The organism is Sphingopyxis sp. 550A (assembly GCF_053569535.1).
Genome location: NZ_CM131615.1, coordinates 3,884,610 through 3,903,720 on the forward strand (window position 1 = coordinate 3,884,610; position 19,111 = coordinate 3,903,720).

Genomic DNA, 19,111 nt, shown 5'->3' on the forward strand with positions numbered 1-19,111 from the left:
ATAACCCGATTCGCGCGCGACGCGAGTCCGCGTGCGCCTACCCCGTCCGAAACCCGTGGGTGATCGGATAGCGCCGGTCGCGGCCGAAGTTGCGCGTCGACAATTTGACCCCCGGCGGTGCCTGGCGGCGCTTATACTCGGCGATCATCAGCAGCCGCTCGATCCGCGCCACCGCGGCGCGGTCGAAACCATAGCGCGCGACGACATCGTCGACGCTCGCCTCCTCCTCGACGAGCATGTGGAGCATGCGGTCGAGATCGGCATATGGCGGCAGGCTGTCCTCGTCCTTCTGGTCGGGACGCAGCTCGGCGCTCGGCGGCTTGGTGACGATGTTGGCGGGCATCACCGGCGTCACCGGGTTGCGCGACAGCCGGGGCACATGCGCGTTGCGCCATAGGGCGAGCGCGAACACCGTCGTCTTGTAGGCGTCCTTCAGCGGATTATAGCCCCCCGCCATGTCGCCATAGATGGTCGCATAGCCCACGCTCATCTCGCTCTTGTTGCCCGTCGTCAGCAGCATCGGTCCGAATTTGTTGGAAAGCGCCATCAGCGTCACCCCGCGAATGCGCGACTGGACATTCTCCTCGGTCGTATCGACGTCCTTGTCGGCGAAGCTGTCCGCGAGCATCGCATCGAACGCCTCGACCGCGGGCGCGATCGCGATGGTGTCGAGCCGGCACCCGATCATGTCCGCGCAGCTCCGCGCGTCGTCGAGGCTTTCCTCGCTGGTGAAGCGGCTCGGCAGCATCACGCACCAGACCTTGTCCGGTCCCAGCGCGTCGGCGGCGATGGCGGCGCAGATCGCCGAATCGATGCCCCCCGACAGGCCGAGCACGACGCCGGGGAAGCGGTTGCGTTCAACATAGTCGCGCAAGCTCAGGATCATTGCGCTGTAGATATCGGCGGGATGTGCCTCCCACGCGGCGATTGCGCCCGCCTCACAGGTCCAGCCGCCTTCGCCCTTCGTCCAGCGCGTCACGCGCTCCTCGCCTTCCCAGTCGGTCAGCCGGTGCGCGGCGGTCCCGTCGGCGTTGAGCACGAAGGAGCAGCCGTCGAACACCAGCTCGTCCTGCCCGCCGATGCGATTGAGGAAGATCAGCGGCAGTCCGGTTTCGGCGACGCGCGCCGCGAACACCTGCGTCAGGCGGCGGTCGTCCTTGTCGATCTCATAGGGACTGCCGTTAACCGAGATCAGCAGCTCCGCGCCCTGCGCGGCGAGATGGCCGCAGACCGCCGGGAACCATCCGTCCTCGCAGATCGGCAGCCCCAGCTTCACGCCGCGCCATTCGATCACATCGGGAAGCGGGCCCGGAGCAAAGACGCGCTTTTCGTCGAAGGTGCCGTAATTGGGCAGTTCGTGTTTGCGCCGCGTCGCGACCACGCGGCCCTCGTCGAGCAGCGCGACGATATTATAGAGCCGCCCCTCGGCGTCGCGCTCGACCGACCCGACGAGCATCGCCGGGCCACCGTCGCCAGTCTCGGCCGCCAGTTCGGCGATGACCGTTGCCGCACGCTCGGCGAGCGCGGGCTTGAGCACCAGATCCTCGGGCGGGTAGCCGATCAGTTGCAGTTCGGGATAGAGAATCAGGTCGGCATCCCGGTGCCGCGCGCGAACGTCGCGCATCGCGTCGGCATTGGCGGCAAGGTCGCCGACCGACTGGGTCATCTGCGACAGGACGATGGAGAGCTCGGTTGTCATGTCGGGGGGTTTAGGCGCAACCGCCCTGCCCATTCAACCGAAGAGAAGCGCCCACAGCGTCCGTCCCGGGGCCATCGCGAAAAGACCCGCAGCGACCAGTCCAAAGAATATCCCGCGCATCGTCTTCAGATGGCGATCGATATCGCCCATCCGCGCGAACCAGATCGCGCGCGGCAATTGCACGAGCGTCAACACCGAAAAGATATGGATCGGCCCGATGCCGCCGGTGAGGGTGCGGATCCAGAAGCTGTCGATCGCGGTCACCAGCATCAGCAGCGCCCAGACGCGCCCGCCGATGCGATGCGCCCGATCGCCCTTGACCGGACGCCACAGCAGCCAGGCGCCGAGCGGCAGCGCGGGAAGCACTGTCGCGAGATGGACCCAGATCGCGAGCGGCGGCGTCCGATAGGCGGACGGCGCGCCCGCCACCAGCCGCACGGCAATGGCGAGCGCGGTGACCCCGGCGATCAGCAGCACGGTCAGCGCGATCCGGCGGACCAGCGCCAGGGCGTTGCGGGTGGAAGCAAGTGCGGTCATGGGTCGATCCTGTCCTTTATCCGGTAACATTTTCCGGCGGTTTGCCGGTCTCCCCCTCTTCGTGTCGCGGTGCCGTTCGCCGGCAAGCGCCGCTTCGCCGATCCGGCCGATTTCTTCGCAAAGCGGGGCGCGCGGCCCATTGACGCTTCGCGAACGGGCCCGCACAAGCCGCCGGATGGCAAAACGGCTGGCGATGGAATTGATGGCGATGGCGGCGCTCGGCCTGCTGCTCGGGCTGCTCGGCCCGTTCGGCACCTTCGCGCTGCCCACCGCCGAACGGATGCTGGTCTGGGTGATCTGGCTGCTCGCGGGCTATGCCGTCTATCGCCCGTCGGGGATCGTCGCGCGCTGGCTGTGCGAAACGACCGGGTTGCCGGGACCGGCGGGCACATGGCTCGCGCTCGTCGTCGGCAGTTTTCCCCTGACCCTGATCATCGCGGTGATGTCGATGGGGATCGGCTTTCCCGAAGTGCTCCGCTGGCCCGGCTTCTGGCGGCTCTATTTCTATATATTGATCATCTGCGCCGTCGTCGCCGTCACCATGACCGCGCTGTTCGGACGCGCGCCGGCGGGCAAGCCGCACGCGCCAGCCGCCGTAGCGGTCGATGCCGACGTGCCGCGCGCCGAAACGCCATCCATCGTCTCGCCGCCCTCGCCTCCCCTGCCGCCCGGCTTCGGCCCCGTGCGCGCCCTGAAGGGCGAGGATCATTATGTCCGCGTCATCGGCGAGGCGCGCGAAGAGCTGGTCCTGATGCGGATGCGCGACGCCATTACAGGGCTCGGTTCCGTCGACGGCCTTCGCGTCCACCGGAGCTGGTGGGTCGCCCGCGATGCCGTCGCCTCGGTGCGCCGCGACGGCCGCTCCGCCATGCTGACATTGGCAGGCGGACAGGAGGTTCCGGTGTCGCGCGACATGATGCCGCACTTGCGCGCCGCGGGGTGGCTTTAACCCCTTCCCCTTCGCGCCCCTGCTGGCTAAGGGGCGCGCATCCCCACTCGCCGTGAAAGGGCCGCGCTCGCCATGAAACTCATCTCCGGCAACAGCAATCTGCCGTTGGCCCGCGCGATTGCGGATTATCTCGAACTGCCGCTGACCGACACCAGCGTCCGCCGCTTTGCCGACGAGGAAGTCTTCGTCGAAATCCACGAAAATGTGCGCGGCCAGGATGTGTTCGTCGTCCAGCCGACCAATTTCCCCGCGAACGACAATCTGATGGAATTGCTGATCCTCACCGACGCGCTGCGCCGCGCCTCGGCGAAACGGATCACTGCGGTCGTCCCTTATTTCGGCTATGCCCGCCAGGACCGCAAACCCGGCCCGCGCACGCCGATCTCGGCCAAGCTCGTCGCCAATCTGATCACCACCTCGGGCGCCGACCGCGTCCTCGCGATCGACCTCCACGCCGGGCAGATCCAGGGCTTCTTCGATATCCCGACCGACAATCTCTATGCCGCACCGGTGATGAGCGCTGACATCCAGGCGCGCTTCGGCGGCAAGAATCTGATGGTCGTGTCACCCGACGTCGGCGGCGTGGTGCGCGCCCGAGCGCTCGCCAAGCGGCTCGACAACGCCCCGCTGGCAATCGTCGACAAGCGCCGCGAGCGCGCCGGCGAATCCGAAGTGATGAACATCATCGGCGACGTCGCGGGCCGTTTCTGCATCCTGATCGACGACATCGTCGATTCGGCGGGCACGCTCTGCAACGCCGCCGCCGCGCTGAAGGCCGCGGGCGCTGAAGGCGTCGTCGCTTATTGCACCCACGGCGTCCTGTCGGGCGGCGCGGTCGCGCGCGTCGACGCGAGCGAGCTCACCGAACTCGTCATCACCGATTCGATCATGCCGACCGACGCGGTCAACGACAGCGGCAAGGTCCGCGCGCTGACCGTCGCGCCGCTGCTCGGCGAGGCGATCAAGCGCATTGCCGACGAAACGAGCGTGTCGTCGCTGTTCGATTGAGCCCATGACCCTCGAATCCGACATCGCCCTCGCCCATCGCCTCGCCGATGCGGCGGGCGCGACGATCCGTCCTTTCTTCCGCGCCGCCTTTTCGCACGAGGCCAAAGCCGACGCCTCGCCGGTGACCGAGGCCGACCGCGCCGCCGAGGCCGCGATGCGCCGCCTGCTCGATGCCGAGGCACCGCGCGACGGCATTATCGGCGAGGAATATGGCGCCGAACGGCCCGAGGCATCGCGCCAATGGGTGCTCGATCCGATCGACGGCACCGTCAGCTTCATGGCCGGTCGCCCGATCTTCGGTACGCTGATCGCGCTGCTCCAGGACGGCTGGCCGCTGATCGGTATCATCGACCAGCCGATCGCCGGTGAGCGCTGGGTGGGCGCGACGGGGCAGCCGACCCTGCTCAACGGCAAGCCCGCGCGTACGCGCACCTGCCGCAACCTCTCCGGCGCCGTGCTGGCAACGACGGGCCCGCAATATTTCAGCGACCACGATGGCGAGCATTTCATGGCGCTCGCGGCAAAGACGTCGCACAAGCGCATGGTTTTCGGCGGCGACTGCTATAACTACGGTCTGCTGGCCAGCGGTCATATCGACCTGGTGGTCGAGGCGGGGTTGAAGCTCCACGATTATGCGGCGCTCGTCCCCATCGTCGAGGGCGCGGGCGGGACGATGTGCGACTGGAACGGCGAGCCGCTGAACGCCGACAGTGACGGCCATGTCATCGCATTAGGCGATCCGGCGCGGCTGGAAGATGTTATCGAAGGGCTTGCCTGTCACCATTAGGGCCAGGCCCCAGGGAGAGAGACATGGCGTTCGACGGAAGCTGCCATTGCGGCGCGGTGACCTATACGGTCGAGGGAGACATTCCCACGACGGCGATGAGCTGCAACTGCTCGCACTGCCTGCGCAAGGGCTTCCTGCTTTCCTTCGTGCCGATCGACCAGTTCCAGTTGACGGGCGGCAGCGACAAGCTCGCTTCCTACACGTTCAACAAGCATAATATCGACCATCAATTCTGCACCGACTGCGGTTGTCAGGGCTTTTCGGTCGGCACCGGCCCCGACGGCAAGAAGATGGCGGCGGTCAACCTGCGCTGCGTTCCCGAGGCCGACCTCGATTCGCTGACGATCCAGAAGGTCGACGGCGCGAGCTTCTAGGCCGCTTCCCCGCTTGCAATTCGGCGCGAATCCGTCTAGGCGCGCGCCTTCGCACGATAGATTAGCGGACCTGCCTGGCGACAAGGGCTGCCAGGGCCGGTCGATATCGTCGCTTAAAAAGGAGACGAAAATGCCCAAGCTGAAGACCAAGAGCGGTGTGAAGAAGCGCTTCAAATTCACCGCCTCGGGCAAGGTGAAGCACGGCGTTGCCGGCAAGCGCCACCGCCTGATTTCGCACAATTCGAAGTATATCCGCACCAACCGCGGCACCAGCGTGCTCAGCGATTCGGACACGGCCCACGTGCGCCTCTGGGCGCCCTACGGCCTGAAGTAAGGAGCGCTAGACCATGTCACGCATCAAACGCGGCACGACCACGCACGCCAAGCACAAGCGGATTCTTGATCAGGCGAAGGGCTATTACGGCCGCCGCAAGAACACGATTCGCATCGCCAAGCAGGCGGTCGAAAAGGCCGGTCAATACGCTTATCGCGACCGCAAGGTGAAGAAGCGGACCTTCCGCGCCCTGTGGATCCAGCGCATCAACGCCGCGGTCCGCGCCGAAGGCCTGACCTATTCGCAGTTCATGCACGGCGTGAAGCTGGCCGGGATCGAGCTCGACCGCAAGGTCATGGCCGATCTCGCGATGAATGAAGGCGGCGTTTTCACCGCGATCATCGCGCAGGCGAAGGCGGCGCTGCCCAAGGCGGCGTAAGGCTTTCGGCGAAATTGCTGAAACAAAAGGGCGGTCCTTCGGGGCCGCCCTTTTTCGTTGGGCTGCGATCGCCTGCGCCGGATGTCGACTATGGGGTGGTGAGCGGACATCTACTAACGGCTCCCGTCATCCCGGCGAAGGCCGGGATCTCACCCTATCGCCATGTCGCACCGGCGAGATCCCGGCCTTCGCCGGGATGAGGGGGTTCGGCCGATAGCCGACGCCCTGCGGTCCCCAAACAGGAACGGCGCGAAGGTTTCCCCTCGCGCCGTTCCGACAATGGCTCATTGGAAAACCATCGCCCCCCTCCCTCCGAACCGGATAGCCGTGGGTCGCAGAAAGCATACGGCCGGCGGAAGTGTCCCTATGGCGCGACATATGCCGTCGCGGGCGTGCGAAAAATTGTAAAAACCCGACAACCGCGTCGTCTGGACTGTTGTTTTTTTACGCGCCGCTCCGCATGAGATGACGTCATGACCGTGGGAGAAACTGCCAGCGGGCCGATGGCCGGCGTGCGCGTCACGACGCGCTTCTTTCCCGTATCGGAGCCGCTTCGTCCCTATTGCAGCATCATCTACCTCACCGAGGTCGAGGCCGCCCCCGGAGTGCGCGTCGAGGATTATCTGCATCCCGAATGGGCAAATCTGCGCTTCATCGATGGTGAACCCTCGCTTGCCGCGGTCGGCGGCGACACGCCGGTCCCCGCGCCGCGCTTCATCGTCACCGGCCCAACGAGCCAAGCGACCTATTTCGCCGCGGGCCGGATGCGCGCCTGGGGCATTGGAATCCTGCCTGCGGGCTGGGCCAAATTCTTCGCGCTTCCCGCCGAGGATCTCGCGGACCATTTCGTCGATGGCGCGCAGCATCCCGCATTCGCCGCGCACGCCCCGCTCGCGGACGAGCTTCGGCAGGCAAATGATGCGGAGAGCGCGGCGCGCCTGCTCGACGACCATTTCGCCGGTCTGCTCGCCGCCGCGCCGCCCGACGATCCCGCCATCTTCGCCGCCCACGCCGCGCTCATCGACGACGAATTGACCAGCGTCGCCGAACTCGCCGAAAAGCTCGGCCTCTCCGAGCGGTCGGTCGAGCGATTGTCGCGGCGCGCCTTCGGCTTTCCGCCCAAGCTGCTGCTGCGCCGCCAGCGTTTCCTGCGCAGCCTCGCGCGCTTCATGCTCGACCCGTCGATGAGCTGGATCGAAACGCTCGACTATCATTATTATGATCAGGCGCAGTTCACGCGCGATTTCCAGCGCTTCATGGGGATGAGTCCACGCGCCTATGCCGCGCGGCCGAAGCCGATCCTCGGCGCTGCCGCGCTGGCGCGCGCCGCGGCAGCGGGCGAAGCGGTGCAGGGGCTCCACAAGCCCGGCGGATAGCGCGCGTTTCGCGCCGCCGGACTTGACCCGCGCGCTGCCTTCGGTGCAAGCGGCAGACGACCGACGCGCGGGGGACCGCCGTCCCCCGAACGATACAGAAACGAACGACGATGAGCGAGACAGAAGCCTTGAAAGCGAAGCTGCTGGGCGAGATTGAAACCGCAAGCGATCTCGACGTGCTCGAGGCGCTGCGCATCGCGGCACTCGGCAAGGCGGGGAGCGTCACCGCGCTGCTCAAGACGCTCGGCGGCATGACCCCCGAAGAGCGCCAGGCCGAGGGGCCGAAGATCCACGGCCTGCGCGAAGCCGTCACCGCCGCGATCGGCGCGCGCAAGACCGCGCTTGAAGGCGCCGCGCTCGACGCGAAGCTCGCGGGCGAAACGCTCGACATGACGCTCCCCGCCGCCGCCGCACCCAAAGGCAGCGTCCACCCGGTGAGTCAGGTGATGGACGAGCTTGCCGAAATCTTCGCCGACATGGGCTTCGCGGTCGCGACCGGGCCCGAGATCGAGGACGACTGGCGCAATTTCACCGCGCTCAACATTCCCGAGACGCATCCCGCGCGCGCGATGCACGACACCTTCTATTTCCCCGACACGGATGCCGAAGGCCGCGCGATGCTGCTGCGCACCCACACTTCGCCGGTGCAGATCCGCACGATGATGAGCGAGCAGCCGCCGATCCGGATCATCGCGCCGGGGCGCGTCTATCGCAGCGACAGCGACGCGACGCACACGCCGATGTTCCATCAGGTCGAAGGCCTCGTCATCGACCGCGGCATCCATATGGGGCATCTCAAATGGACGCTCGAAACCTTCCTCAAGGCCTTCTTCGAGCGCGACGACATCGTGCTCCGCCTGCGCCCCTCCTATTTCCCCTTCACCGAGCCTTCGGCGGAGGTCGATGTCGGCTATGCTCAGGAAAAGGGCCGGCGAATTGTCGGCGGCAACGGCGACGACGGCGGCCATGCGTGGATGGAGCTGCTCGGCAGCGGCATGGTCAACCGCCGCGTCATCGCGAACTGCGGGCTCGACCCCAACGAATGGCAGGGCTTCGCCTTCGGCATCGGCATCGACCGGCTGGCGATGCTCAAATATGGCATGGACGATCTGCGCGCCTTCTTCGACGGCGACCTGCGCTGGCTGTCGCATTACGGGTTCGGCGCGCTGTCGGTGCCTACATTGAGCGGGGGGATTTCGGCATGAAGATCACCCTCGACTGGCTCCGCGAGCATCTCGACGGCGATTTCACCGTCGCCGATGTCGTCGCGACGCTCAATCGCATCGGCCACGAAGTCGAAGGCGTCGAAAATCCGGCCGAAAAGCTCGCGGGCTTCCGCGTCGCCAAGGTGCTGACCGCCTCGAAGCACCCCCAGGCCGACAAGCTGCAGGTGCTGACCGTCGACACCGGCGACGGCGGCGATCCGCTCACCGTGGTCTGCGGCGCGCCGAACGCGCGCGCGGGCCTCGTCGGCGTACTCGGACTGCCCGGCGCGGTGGTGCCCGCGAACGGCATGGAGCTGAAGGTCGCCGCCGTCCGCGGCGTCGAATCGAACGGCATGATGTGCTCGACGCGCGAGCTCGAACTCGGCGACGATCACGACGGCATCATCGAACTGCCCGCCGACGCGCCGATCGGCACGCCCTTCGCCGATTATGCGGGCACGGGCGATCCGGTGATCGACATTTCGATCACGCCGAACCGGCAGGACTGCATGGGCGTGCGCGGGATCGCGCGCGACCTCGCCGCCGCCGGGCTCGGCACGTTGAAGCCGCTCGACGTCCCGACGATTCCGGGCGAAGGCGCCCCCGCCACCGAAATCCGCACCGACGATCCTGACGCCTGTCCCGCCTTCTTCGGCCGCACGATCGCCGGCGTCACCAACGGCACGGCGCCCGACTGGATGCGCCGCCGCCTCGAAGCGGTCGGGCAACGCTCGATCTCCGCCCTCGTCGACATCAGCAATTATGTGATGTTCGACCTCGGCCGCCCCAGCCACATCTATGACCGCGCCACGCTGAACGGCGCGCTCGTCGCGCGGCGCGCCCGGACGGGGGAAACCGCGATCGCGCTCAACGGCAAGGAATACAGCCTTGCCGACACGATGACCGTGATCGCCGACGACCGCGAGGTCCACGACATCGCGGGCATCATGGGCGGCGAGCATAGCGGGTGCAGCGAGTCGACGACCGACGTGCTGATCGAGATCGCCTATTTCACCCCCGAACGCATCGCGCTGACCGGGCAGGCGCTCGGCCTGACCAGCGACGCGCGCAGCCGCTTCGAGCGGGGGGTCGATCCGGCCTTCCTCGACGACGCAACGGCGATCGTGACGGGTCATATCCTCGCCATCTGCGGCGGCACGCCGTCGGCGGTGACGCGCGCCGGGACGCCGCCCGCCGAGGTGAAGACGGTCGATTACGACCCGGCGCTGTCGGCGACGCTCGGCGGCATCGCGATTCCGGCATCGCGCCAGAAAGAGATACTCGAAGCGCTCGATTTCTCGATCATCGAGCAGGCCGGGCACTGGCAGGTCGCGGTGCCGAGCTGGCGCCGCGACGTCGACGGCGCGCCCGATCTGGTCGAGGAAGTCACGCGGATCACCGGATTCGACGCGATCGAATCGGTGCCGCTGCCGCGCGCCGATGGCGTCGCCCGGCCGACCGCGACCGCCGAACAGATGCTCGAACGCCGGGTGCGCCGCGCCGCGGCAGCGGCGGGCTTCCACGAAGCGGTGACGTGGAGCTTCATTTCCGAACGCGAGGCCGCACCCTTCGGCGGCGGCACCTGGAGCCTCGCCAACCCGATCAGCGAAGACCTCAAGGTGATGCGTCCGTCGCTGCTCCCCGGCCTGCTCGCCGCCGCGCAGCGCAATCAGGATCGCGGCGCCGGAAGCATCCGCCTGTTCGAGATCGGCCGCCGCTATCGGGACGATTGCGAACATCCGACGCTTGGGCTGGTAATGGCGGGCGACAAGACCCAGCGCGGTTGGCAGACCGGCAAGGCCGCGCCCTTCGACGCCTTCGACGCGAAGGCGGCGGCGCTGGCGCTGCTCGACGCCGCGGGCGCGCCCGCCGAGCGGCTGCAGGTGATGGAAGCCGTTGCCGGACCCGGCATCTGGCATCCCGGCCAGTCGGCGACGTTGCGGCTCGGCCCCAAGGCGGTGCTCGCCGAATATGGCGCGCTGCACCCGGCACTGACGAAACATTTCGACGTCGATGGCCCGGTGATGGCGGTGCAGATCTTCCTCGATGCGATTCCGACGAAACGCGCGAGCGGCCCGGCGCGTGTGGCCTATGCGCCGCCCGCGCTGCAATCGGTGCGCCGCGACTTTGCTTTCCTCGCGCCCGAGGGGCTGGCGGCCGCCGATCTGGTCCGCGCGATCCGCGGCGCCGATAAGGCGGCGATCGTCGACGCCCGGCTGTTCGATCGCTTTGCCGGCCAAGGGGTGCCCGAGGGGCAGGTTAGCCTCGCGGTCGAGATTGAACTGCAACCGCAGGAAAAGAGCTTCACCGACGCCGATCTGAAGGCGATTGCCGACAAGGTGGTTGTCGCGGCGGCGAAGCTGGGGGCGGTGCTGCGCGGGTAGGGCGAGCAGGAGAGGCCCCGACAAGGCCCAGGCCGCGCGGACAAAGTCCGCCCTCGCTGGAGCAGCGGCTTGCCAGCGGGGTGGGCCATTGCACCGTTGCTACCCACCCCCGACCCCTCCCGCTTGCGGGAGGGGAGAAGAGTGTCCGCTTCCGTTCGGAAACCGACGACCGGAAACTGTTCGCACGGTCTGGAGCCCGATGCGAATTTCGTGCAACTTGTCCCGGCAACAGAGTCTGGGGAGAAACCCGCCATGAATACCCGCCATCTCGTCGACCCGGATATCGCGCCGGTGCTCGACATCTTTCCGCGCATCGACCTGGAATCGGTGCCCATCGCCGATATTCGCGCCAGAGCGTCCGAAACTTATGCCTTCCTGCCACCGCCGGTCATCGCACCCGAAGAGGTGCTGATCCCGTCGATCCACGGCGGGCCCGATATTCCGATCTTCCTCTATCGTCCGGCGGAAACCCGGCCGGGCAGCGGCGCGATCCTGCATATTCATGGCGGCGGCATGGTGATGGGATCGATCCGGCAGATGCAGGCGGGACCGGCGGCACTAGCCGCAGCCGCCGGCGTGCCGGTCGCCTCGGTCGAATATCGGCTTGCGCCCGAACACCCCTTTCCGGCGCCGCAGGAGGATTGCCATTCGGCGCTGGCGTGGCTTGCGGGGCAAGCCGATGCGCTCGGGTTCGATACGAGCCGCATCGTCGTCGCGGGCGAAAGCGCGGGCGGCGGGCTGGCGGCGGCGCTGGCGATCATGGCACGCGACCTCGGCGGGCCGGCGATCACGGGGCAGCTTCTCACTTATCCTATGCTCGACCATCGCACCGGCGGCGACGCCTGTCCCTGGCGCAACCCGACCACCGGCGAATTCATCTGGACGCGCGCGAGCAACCGCTTCGGCTGGCGCGCGCTGCAGGGCGATTACCGGATCGACGATGCGCGGCGCGGCTGGTTCTCGCCGAGCCTCGCCGACGATCTGTCGAACCTGCCGCCTGCCTATATTGCGACGGGCAGCCTCGACCTCTTCTTCGACGAGAATCTCGACTATGCGCGGCGGCTGACCGCCGCCGGGGTGCCGGTCGAGCTCCACAGCTACGCCGGGGCGATCCACGGCTTCAACGCGGTTCCCGATGCGCCGCTGTCGCAGCGCTTCAACGCGGGGCTGCTCGCCGCCGCCGCCGCGATGACCGGCGCATGAGCGGCGCGCCGATCGAGCGGCTCGCAACCTGCCATTGCGGCCGGCTCCAGCTCCGCTGCATCGGCGAACCCGCGAAAGTCTCGCTCTGCCATTGTCTCGACTGCCAGCGGCGCACCGGGTCGCTGTTCAGCGTCGCGGTTTTCTATCCCCGCGTTGCCGTCTCGCTGGCCGCGGGGGCTGCGAAGACGTTTCGGCGGACATCGGCGAGCGGTTTCGACGTCACGTTCCATTTCTGCCCCGAATGCGGATCGTCGCTGTGGTGGGAACCCGACCGGCTTCCCGACCGGATCGGCGTCGCCGTCGGCGCCTTTGCCGATCCCGATTTTCCGATGCCCGAGCAGGCGGTCTGGGCGCAGGACCGGCACGCGTGGCTGATACTGCCGGAGAATATCGCCGCGCATGAGCGAAATCCGGTGAAGGCGGGCACAAGCTGACCCCCTCTTTCGCCATCCCGGACTTGATCCGGGATGACGAAAGCGGTTGGGCAACGTCGGCTTTCCACCCCAAAGCGGTCCGGCCGCTCGTGCCTTTGCGCCGGCGATATGGCTTTGAAAAAATGCCGTCCTATATCTCCCCACAAGAACGGAGAATCAGGCATGATCAGCCAAGGCCATTATCAGCTCTTCGGAACTGCGGCCGGGGTCGCGGCGGTCATCAACGCCGCGATCCGCTATTTCGAAGGCGAGCGGGTCGAGTTTTTCGAAGCGCCGGTCGAACTCGGCGAACCGCCGCCCTTCTTCGCGCGGGTCTATGCCCATGTACGCAAGCTCGGCTGGGGCCAGACGACGACGTATGGCGCGGTTGCCCGCGCACTCGATGCGGGTCCCGAACATGCCCGCGCGGTCGGGCAGGCGATGGCAACGAATCCCGTGCCGCTGATCATCCCCTGCCACCGGGTCATGGCTGCGGGCGGAGGGATCGGAGGATTCTCCGCACCGGGCGGTGCGCTGTCCAAGGCGCGGATGCTCGAACTCGAGGGCGTGCCGGTCGCGCCGGTGCAACAAGGATTCGATTTCTAGAGTGTTTTCAAGTCAGGTGGAACCACCTGACGACTCGGAAAACACGGTAAAACAAGAATCTAGAGTGCCGGTTTTGATGGAATCAAAACCGGCACTCTAGGCCGCGACCGCCTCTTCGCTGCGGCTTGCCGCCGCCTCCAGCAGCCGCTTTTCGAGGCTCTTGACCCGCGCCGCGCCGTCGATCTTGTCGCCGATCAGGTCGGTCACATAGAAAGTGTCGACCGCGCGCTCGCCATAGGTGGCGACATGCGCGCTGTGCACCGTCACCTTCGACTGGAACAGCGCATAGGCGAGCTGGTTGAGCAGCGCCGGGCGGTCCTGCGCATTGACCTCGATCACCGTGAAACGGTTCGACGCCTTATTGTCGATGAACACGTTCGGCGCGATGCGGAACGCCTCGGCGCGGGTGCGCGGCAAAGCGCGCGCTTCGAGTTTCGGCAGCAGCTTCTGGCGATTGGCGAGCGCGTCCTCGATCGCGCGGGTCAGGCGATCGATCTGCCCCGCCTCGGCGAACGGCCGGCCGAGCGGATCCTGGACGAGGAAATTGTCGAGCGCCATGCCGTCGCGCGTCGTGTGGATGCGCGCGTCGATGATGTTGCCGCCCGCGAGGTGGATTCCCCCCGCCATGCGATAGAAAAGCCCCGGATGGTCGGCGGCGAGCACCATCACCAATGTCGCGCCGCGATCCTCGTCGGGCACCGCGGCGATATGGAGCGGGGCGTCGCCCGCGGCCTCGATATGGCGAAGGTTGGCGGCGATCACCTCGACCGGCTCGGCGATCCAATAGCTTTCGGGAAGCCGCTTGATCAGCGCTGCGAATCGCTTTTCCCCGATGCCGAGCAGCTCCGCCACCGCTTCCTTCTTGCTCGCGATTCGCGCCTCGCGCCCGCGCTGCTTGTGGCCGAGGCGCAGCACCTCCTCCGCCGAGTCGAACAATTCGCTGAGCAATTGGCGCTTCCAGCTGTTCCACACCCCCGGCCCGACCGCGCGGATGTCGACGACGGTGAGGACGAGGAGCAGGCGCAGCCGCTCGGGGCTCTGGACGATCTGCGCGAAGTCGAGGATCGTCTTGAAATCGGCAAGGTCGCGCTTGAAGGCGGTCGCCGACATCAGCAGATGGTGGCGGACGAGCCACGACACCGTCTCGGTCTCGGCTTCGCTGAGTCCCAGTCGCGGGCAGACGCGCAGCGCGAGTTCGGCGCCGAGCACGCTGTGATCGCCGCCGCGCCCCTTGGCGATGTCGTGGAGCAGCACCGCGACATAGATCACCCGCCGCGAATGGAGCTGGTGCATGATCATCGTCGAGAGCGGGTGATCGTCCTTCAGCCGGTCCTGCTCGATGTCGGCGAGCAGGCCGATCGCACGGATCGTATGCTCGTCGACGGTATAATGATGATACATGTCGAACTGCATCTGCGCGACGACACGGCCGAAATCGGGAACGAACCGCCCGAACACCCCCGCTTCGTTCATCCAGCGCAGCACCGTTTCGGGGTCGCGCGGGCTGGTCAGCACGTCGAGGAACAATTCGTTCGCGCGGGCCTTGCGGCGCACACCCTGCGTCTCGATCAGCTTGGCGTCGTGGCGCGCCTGGCGCATCGCCTGCGGGTGGATTTCAAGGCCATGCTTGTCGGCGAGCGCGAAGATCTCGATCAGCCGCACCGGGTCGGCGGCGAAAAAATCGTCCGACGGCAACGCGAGCCGGCCGCGGTCGAGGACGAAGCCGTGGAGCTTGCCCGGCCGCCGCCGCAGCGTCGGCAGGAAGCGCCGCCCGCGCGCCGCGAGCTGCTCGTCGAGATGCGCGAGGAAGGTGCCGGTCAAATCGCCGACGCTTTTCGCGTGGAGGAAATAGAGCTGCATGAAGCGCTCGACCGCACTCTTGCCCGGCCGCTCGGCGAAATGCATGCGCTGCGCGATCTCGCGCTGAAAATCGAAGGTCAATCGGTCCTCGGCGCGCCCCGCGAGCGTGTGGAGGTGACAGCGCACCGCGAGCAGGAAATTTTCGGCGCGCTCGAACTGGCGCAGCTCGCGCTCGGTGAGCAACCCGGCGCCGACGAGCTCGGGGACGGTGCGAACGCGGTGGATGAACTTGCCGATCCAGAACAGGGTGTGAAGGTCGCGCAGCCCCCCCTTCCCTTCCTTCACATTGGGTTCGACGACATAGCGCGAATCGCCCATGCGCTTGTGCCGCTCGTCGCGTTCGGCGAGCTTGTCGGCGACGAAGGCGCGCGCATTGCCCGCGACCACCTCGGCATCGAAGCGCGCCGCAGCCTGGTCGTAGAGGTCGCGGTCGCCCCAGATGAAGCGCGCCTCGAGCAGCGCGGTGCGGATCGTCAGATCCTCCTTCGCGGTGCGGATCATCTCGTCGACCGAGCGCGAACTGTGCCCGACCTTCAGCCCCAAATCCCACAGCGTATAGAGCTGCGCCTCGATCACCTGTTCGGTCCAGCTCGTCTGCTTGAACGGCGTGACGAAGCCGATGTCGATGTCGCTGAACGGCGCCATCTCGCCGCGGCCGTAGCCGCCGACCGCGATCAGCGTGATCCGCTCGCCCGCCGAGCGGTTGCTGGCGGGATAGAGGCGGTCGACCGTGAAATCGTGGCTCAGCCGGACGATCTGGTCGATCAGGAAAGCGGTCGCGTTCGCCGCGACACGCCCCGACGAGGGATGGTCGAGCAACCGGCGGTCGATCTCGGCACGCCCGGTTTCGAGCGCCTCCTTGAGCAGCGCGACCATCGCGCGGCGACGCGCACCCGAATCGCTCGTTTCGTCGGCGATCGCGTCGAGCCGATCGGACAGTTCGCGGCGATCGATGATCGCGCGGCGGTTTTCGAGATCGTCGAACAGGTCGCTCATGTCTCCCCCGCCAATATCTGCTTGAGCCGGTAGAGCGCGTCGAGCGCTTCGCGCGGCGCGAGCGCGTCGGGGTCGATGGCGGCAAGCGCCTCGCGCAGCGCGTCGGTCGCGGCTGCGGGCGCTTCGGCAAGGGTCGCGGCGAACAGCGGCAGATCGTCGAGCCCTGCGGCGAGCCCGCCGGTCTTCTCGCGCCCCGCTTCGAGCTTTGCCAGTACCGCCTCAGCGCGCTTGACGACAGCCGCAGACACTCCGGCGAGGCGCGCGACCGCGAGGCCGTAGCTGCGGTCGGCGGGGCCCTCGGCGACTTCGTGGAGCAGCACCAGATCGCCCTGCCACTCGCGCGCGCGGACATGGTGGAGCGACAAGGCGTTCAGCGTTTCGGCAAGCCGCGTCAGTTCGTGATAATGCGTCGCGAAGAGGCAGCGGCACTTGTTGACCTCGTGCACCGCCTCGACCACCGACCAAGCGAGCGCGAGCCCGTCATAGGTCGAGGTGCCGCGCCCGACTTCGTCGAGGATGACAAAGCTGTCCGGCGTCGCCTGCGCGAGGATCGCGGCGGTCTCGACCATCTCGACCATGAAAGTCGAGCGCCCGCGCGCGAGATTGTCGCTCGCTCCGACGCGGCTGAACAGCCGGTCGACGAGCCCGAGCTTCGCCGATGCCGCGGGCACGAAGCCGCCCGCCTGCGCGAGCACGACGATCAGTGCATTCTGGCGCAGGAAGGTCGATTTACCGCCCATGTTGGGGCCGGTGACGAGCCACAGCCGGTCGGCTTCCGACAGCGACACGTCGTTGGGGACGAAGCGCTCACCCGATTTGGCGAGCGCCGCCTCGACCACCGGATGCCGCCCACCCGCCACGTCGAGGCACGGTTCGTCGGCGAGGTCGGGGCGGCACCAATTGTGGCTCATCGCATGGTCGGCGAGCGCCGCAGCGACGTCGATCCGCGCGAGCACGTCGCAGCTCACCGCGATCGCCTCGCGCCGCGCCACCGCAGCATCGGTCAGCGCTTCGAGATGCGCGGCCTCGGCGGCGATGGCGTGAACGCCCGCCTGGGTGACGCGGCTCGCGGTTTCGTGAAGATCGGCCGAGTTGAAGCGCACGACGCCCGCAAGCGTCTGGCGATGGGTAAAGCCCGACTCGGGCGCCATCAGCGCGTCGGCGTGCTTCGCGGGCACCTCCACATGATAGCCGAGCACGCCGTTATGGCGGATCTTGAGCGAGGCGATGCCGGTACGATCGCGATATTGCGCTTCGAGCGCGGCGATTGCCTTGCGCCCGTCGCGCGCGGTCTCGCGCAAGGCGTCGAGCGCATGGTCATAACCCTCGGCGACATAGCCGCCCTGCGCGGCATCGACCGCCGGCGTTTCGATCAAGGCCCGGGTCAGTTCGTCGACGAGCGCGCCATGGCCGTCGAGTCCCGGCAGCAGCCGCGCCAGCAAAGGCGGCAGGTCGGGGCGCCGCGCGAGCCGCTCGCGAAGCAGCCGCGCGCCGCCGAGCGCGTCGCGAAGCTGCGCAAGATCGCGCGGCCCGCCGCGCCCCGCGACGAGCCGGCCGAGCGCGCGCCCGGCATCGGGCAGCGCGCGCAGCGCCGCGCGGAGATCGCCGCGCCACAGCGCATCGCGCGCGAGCGCATCGACGAGATCGAGCCGGTCGAGAATCGCGGCCTTGTCGGTGAGCGGGCTCGCGAGATCATCGGCAAGCAGCCGCGCGCCTGCCGCGGTGACGGTGCGGTCGATCGTGCCGAGCAGGCTGCCGTCGCGCGCGCCCGCCATCGTGCGCACGAGCTCGAGGCTTTCGCGCGTCGCGGCGTCGATCGCCATCCGGCCCGACGCTGATACGCGGAGCGGCGGCTGGAGGAAGATCGGCTGGCCGGTCGCGACATGGTCGAGATAGGCGGTGAGCGCGCCCATCGCCGCCAGTTCGCCGCGCGAGAACTGGCCGAAGCCGTCGAGCGTTTGCACGCCGAAGAAGCTTTCGAGGCGCTTCTCGGCCGCCGTGCTCGAAAAGTCGGATGGCGGGCGCCGCACGACCTGACGCGCGACCCACTCGGGCACCTCTTCGGCCTGTTCGCTGACCAGCAGTTCGGAGGGCGCGAGCCGCGCAAGCTCGGCGTCGACCTGTTCGGGGCGCACGGCGACGACCTCGAACCGCCCGGTCGAGATGTCGGCGGCGGCGATCGCGACCTCGCCCTCGCTCCCGACCCGCGCCAGCGCCGCGAGCCGGTTCGCGCTGCGCCCTTCGAGCAGCGCTTCCTCGGTCAGCGTCCCCGCGGTGACGAAGCGGATAATGTCGCGCGCGACGAGCGCTTTCGAGCCGCCGCGCGCCTTCGCCTCGGCCGGGGTTTCGATCTGCTCGGCGATCGCGACGCGGTGCCCCGCCTTGATCAGCCGCGCGAGATAGGATTCGGCGCTGTGCACGGGAACACCGCACATCGGCACCGGCGCGCCGCCATGCTCGCCGCGCGAGGTCAGCGCGATGTCGAGCGTCGATGCCGCCGCCTTCGCATCATCGAAGAAAAGCTCGAAGAAATCGCCCATGCGATAGAAGAGCAGGCAATCGCCCGCTTTCTCCTTCAGCGTCCAATATTGCGCCATCATCGGGGTGGCGGCGGGTGCGCTGTTGCTGTTGGCGGCGGGGCGGGCGGTGGCAGGCATCGCACTCTGCTTAGTGATTGGGGGCGGCATGGCAAGCCGCGGGCGACATGAGGACAGCTTCGGGGCGGGAAGCTGCTTCCCATCATCGTCATTCCCGCGAAAGCGGGAACCCAGTGTGGGGTCAGCCGACGCACGCTCTGGGTTCCCGCTTTCGCGGGAATGACGAACCTGTGAAACGCAAAACGCTACCTTCCGGGCGTTAGCAGGTCTTCGTCCGAGGCGACGAAGAACGTAACGCCAACCAGGTTTGTTCGCACGCCGCGCGAATCTTTTTCCCGAGGCTCGCTCCGTAGGCAGTTACATTTCGCCAAGGTGACGCTAGGGGATTGGGAAACGGGCGCGCG

16 protein-coding genes are annotated in these 19,111 nt (G+C 67.5%); 12 read left to right on the forward strand and 4 right to left on the reverse strand.

Translation table 11 applies throughout. The features are described from left to right. Positions 1-37: 37 nt before the first annotated feature. The gene (locus ACVENA_RS18775) at positions 38-1,699 is read right to left on the reverse strand and encodes an NAD+ synthase (RefSeq protein WP_449326619.1); all 1,662 of its coding nucleotides are present in this window, start codon (positions 1,697-1,699) and stop codon (positions 38-40) included. Between the two features lie 33 nt (positions 1,700-1,732). Next, positions 1,733-2,236 (reverse strand): DUF2306 domain-containing protein, encoded by a 504-nt coding sequence (locus ACVENA_RS18780; RefSeq protein ID WP_449326620.1) that lies wholly within the window; start codon positions 2,234-2,236, stop codon positions 1,733-1,735. 175 nt (positions 2,237-2,411) lie between these two features. Between ACVENA_RS18780 and ACVENA_RS18785 the strand changes: the two genes are divergently transcribed. The 12 genes from ACVENA_RS18785 to ACVENA_RS18840 all read left to right on the forward strand — a co-directional run bounded on the left by ACVENA_RS18785 (position 2,412) and on the right by ACVENA_RS18840 (position 13,254). Next, complete coding sequence (locus tag ACVENA_RS18785) at positions 2,412-3,185, forward strand: LytTR family DNA-binding domain-containing protein (protein WP_449326621.1); 774 nt, start codon at positions 2,412-2,414, stop codon at positions 3,183-3,185. Positions 3,186-3,257: 72 nt separating this feature from the next. Then, the gene (locus ACVENA_RS18790) at positions 3,258-4,193 is read left to right on the forward strand and encodes a ribose-phosphate pyrophosphokinase (protein ID WP_449326622.1); all 936 of its coding nucleotides are present in this window, start codon (positions 3,258-3,260) and stop codon (positions 4,191-4,193) included. A 4-nt stretch (positions 4,194-4,197) separates the two neighbouring features. Beyond that, the gene (gene hisN / locus ACVENA_RS18795) at positions 4,198-4,980 is read left to right on the forward strand and encodes a histidinol-phosphatase (RefSeq protein WP_449326623.1); all 783 of its coding nucleotides are present in this window, start codon (positions 4,198-4,200) and stop codon (positions 4,978-4,980) included. Between the two features lie 23 nt (positions 4,981-5,003). Continuing rightward, positions 5,004-5,354, forward strand: a complete 351-nt coding sequence (locus tag ACVENA_RS18800) for a GFA family protein (protein ID WP_449326624.1) — start codon at positions 5,004-5,006, stop codon at positions 5,352-5,354. A 130-nt stretch (positions 5,355-5,484) separates the two neighbouring features. Further along, positions 5,485-5,688, forward strand: a complete 204-nt coding sequence (gene rpmI / locus ACVENA_RS18805) for a 50S ribosomal protein L35 (RefSeq protein ID WP_257546045.1) — start codon at positions 5,485-5,487, stop codon at positions 5,686-5,688. 13 nt (positions 5,689-5,701) lie between these two features. Further along, positions 5,702-6,067, forward strand: coding sequence for a 50S ribosomal protein L20 (rplT, locus tag ACVENA_RS18810; RefSeq protein ID WP_257546047.1), 366 nt, complete (start codon positions 5,702-5,704; stop codon positions 6,065-6,067). A 473-nt stretch (positions 6,068-6,540) separates the two neighbouring features. After that, complete coding sequence (locus ACVENA_RS18815) at positions 6,541-7,443, forward strand: helix-turn-helix domain-containing protein (protein ID WP_449326625.1); 903 nt, start codon at positions 6,541-6,543, stop codon at positions 7,441-7,443. A 110-nt stretch (positions 7,444-7,553) separates the two neighbouring features. Then, entirely contained in the window at positions 7,554-8,648 is a 1,095-nt protein-coding gene (pheS, locus tag ACVENA_RS18820; protein WP_449326626.1) for a phenylalanine--tRNA ligase subunit alpha, read from the forward strand. Next, the gene (pheT, locus tag ACVENA_RS18825) at positions 8,645-11,032 is read left to right on the forward strand and encodes a phenylalanine--tRNA ligase subunit beta (protein ID WP_449326627.1); all 2,388 of its coding nucleotides are present in this window, start codon (positions 8,645-8,647) and stop codon (positions 11,030-11,032) included. Before pheS ends, pheT begins: the two co-directional genes overlap by 4 nt. A 252-nt stretch (positions 11,033-11,284) precedes the next feature. After that, on the forward strand, positions 11,285-12,235 hold the full coding sequence (locus ACVENA_RS18830; RefSeq protein WP_449326628.1) for an alpha/beta hydrolase: 951 nt from the start codon (positions 11,285-11,287) through the stop codon (positions 12,233-12,235). Next, positions 12,232-12,669, forward strand: coding sequence for a GFA family protein (locus tag ACVENA_RS18835; RefSeq protein ID WP_449326629.1), 438 nt, complete (start codon positions 12,232-12,234; stop codon positions 12,667-12,669). Before ACVENA_RS18830 ends, ACVENA_RS18835 begins: the two co-directional genes overlap by 4 nt. A gap of 162 nt (positions 12,670-12,831) precedes the next feature. Next, positions 12,832-13,254, forward strand: a complete 423-nt coding sequence (locus tag ACVENA_RS18840) for a methylated-DNA--[protein]-cysteine S-methyltransferase (protein WP_449326630.1) — start codon at positions 12,832-12,834, stop codon at positions 13,252-13,254. A gap of 96 nt (positions 13,255-13,350) precedes the next feature. Here the strand turns inward: ACVENA_RS18840 and ACVENA_RS18845 are convergent, their stop codons facing one another. Continuing rightward, positions 13,351-16,110, reverse strand: coding sequence for a [protein-PII] uridylyltransferase (locus ACVENA_RS18845; protein ID WP_449326631.1), 2,760 nt, complete (start codon positions 16,108-16,110; stop codon positions 13,351-13,353). Further along, a complete protein-coding gene (gene mutS / locus ACVENA_RS18850) occupies positions 16,107-18,767 on the reverse strand; it encodes a DNA mismatch repair protein MutS (RefSeq protein WP_449326632.1) in 2,661 nt (886 codons plus the stop codon). The genes ACVENA_RS18845 and mutS overlap by 4 nt, the downstream gene beginning before the upstream one ends. Positions 18,768-19,111: the final 344 nt, after the last annotated feature.

Bases quoted from the DNA above. Each gene is read 5' to 3' on its own strand.
- ACVENA_RS18775 (WP_449326619.1), bottom strand. From the start codon at position 1,699: ATGACAACCGAGCTCTCCATCGTCCTGTCGCAGATGACCCAGTCGGTC.
- ACVENA_RS18780 (WP_449326620.1), bottom strand. From the start codon at position 2,236: ATGACCGCACTTGCTTCCACCCGCAACGCCCTGGCGCTGGTCCGCCGG.
- ACVENA_RS18785 (WP_449326621.1), top strand. From the start codon at position 2,412: ATGGCAAAACGGCTGGCGATGGAATTGATGGCGATGGCGGCGCTCGGC.
- ACVENA_RS18790 (WP_449326622.1), top strand. From the start codon at position 3,258: ATGAAACTCATCTCCGGCAACAGCAATCTGCCGTTGGCCCGCGCGATT.
- hisN (WP_449326623.1), top strand. From the start codon at position 4,198: ATGACCCTCGAATCCGACATCGCCCTCGCCCATCGCCTCGCCGATGCG.
- ACVENA_RS18800 (WP_449326624.1), top strand. From the start codon at position 5,004: ATGGCGTTCGACGGAAGCTGCCATTGCGGCGCGGTGACCTATACGGTC.
- rpmI (WP_257546045.1), top strand. From the start codon at position 5,485: ATGCCCAAGCTGAAGACCAAGAGCGGTGTGAAGAAGCGCTTCAAATTC.
- rplT (WP_257546047.1), top strand. From the start codon at position 5,702: ATGTCACGCATCAAACGCGGCACGACCACGCACGCCAAGCACAAGCGG.
- ACVENA_RS18815 (WP_449326625.1), top strand. From the start codon at position 6,541: ATGACCGTGGGAGAAACTGCCAGCGGGCCGATGGCCGGCGTGCGCGTC.
- pheS (WP_449326626.1), top strand. From the start codon at position 7,554: ATGAGCGAGACAGAAGCCTTGAAAGCGAAGCTGCTGGGCGAGATTGAA.
- pheT (WP_449326627.1), top strand. From the start codon at position 8,645: ATGAAGATCACCCTCGACTGGCTCCGCGAGCATCTCGACGGCGATTTC.
- ACVENA_RS18830 (WP_449326628.1), top strand. From the start codon at position 11,285: ATGAATACCCGCCATCTCGTCGACCCGGATATCGCGCCGGTGCTCGAC.
- ACVENA_RS18835 (WP_449326629.1), top strand. From the start codon at position 12,232: ATGAGCGGCGCGCCGATCGAGCGGCTCGCAACCTGCCATTGCGGCCGG.
- ACVENA_RS18840 (WP_449326630.1), top strand. From the start codon at position 12,832: ATGATCAGCCAAGGCCATTATCAGCTCTTCGGAACTGCGGCCGGGGTC.
- ACVENA_RS18845 (WP_449326631.1), bottom strand. From the start codon at position 16,110: ATGAGCGACCTGTTCGACGATCTCGAAAACCGCCGCGCGATCATCGAT.
- mutS (WP_449326632.1), bottom strand. From the start codon at position 18,767: ATGCCTGCCACCGCCCGCCCCGCCGCCAACAGCAACAGCGCACCCGCC.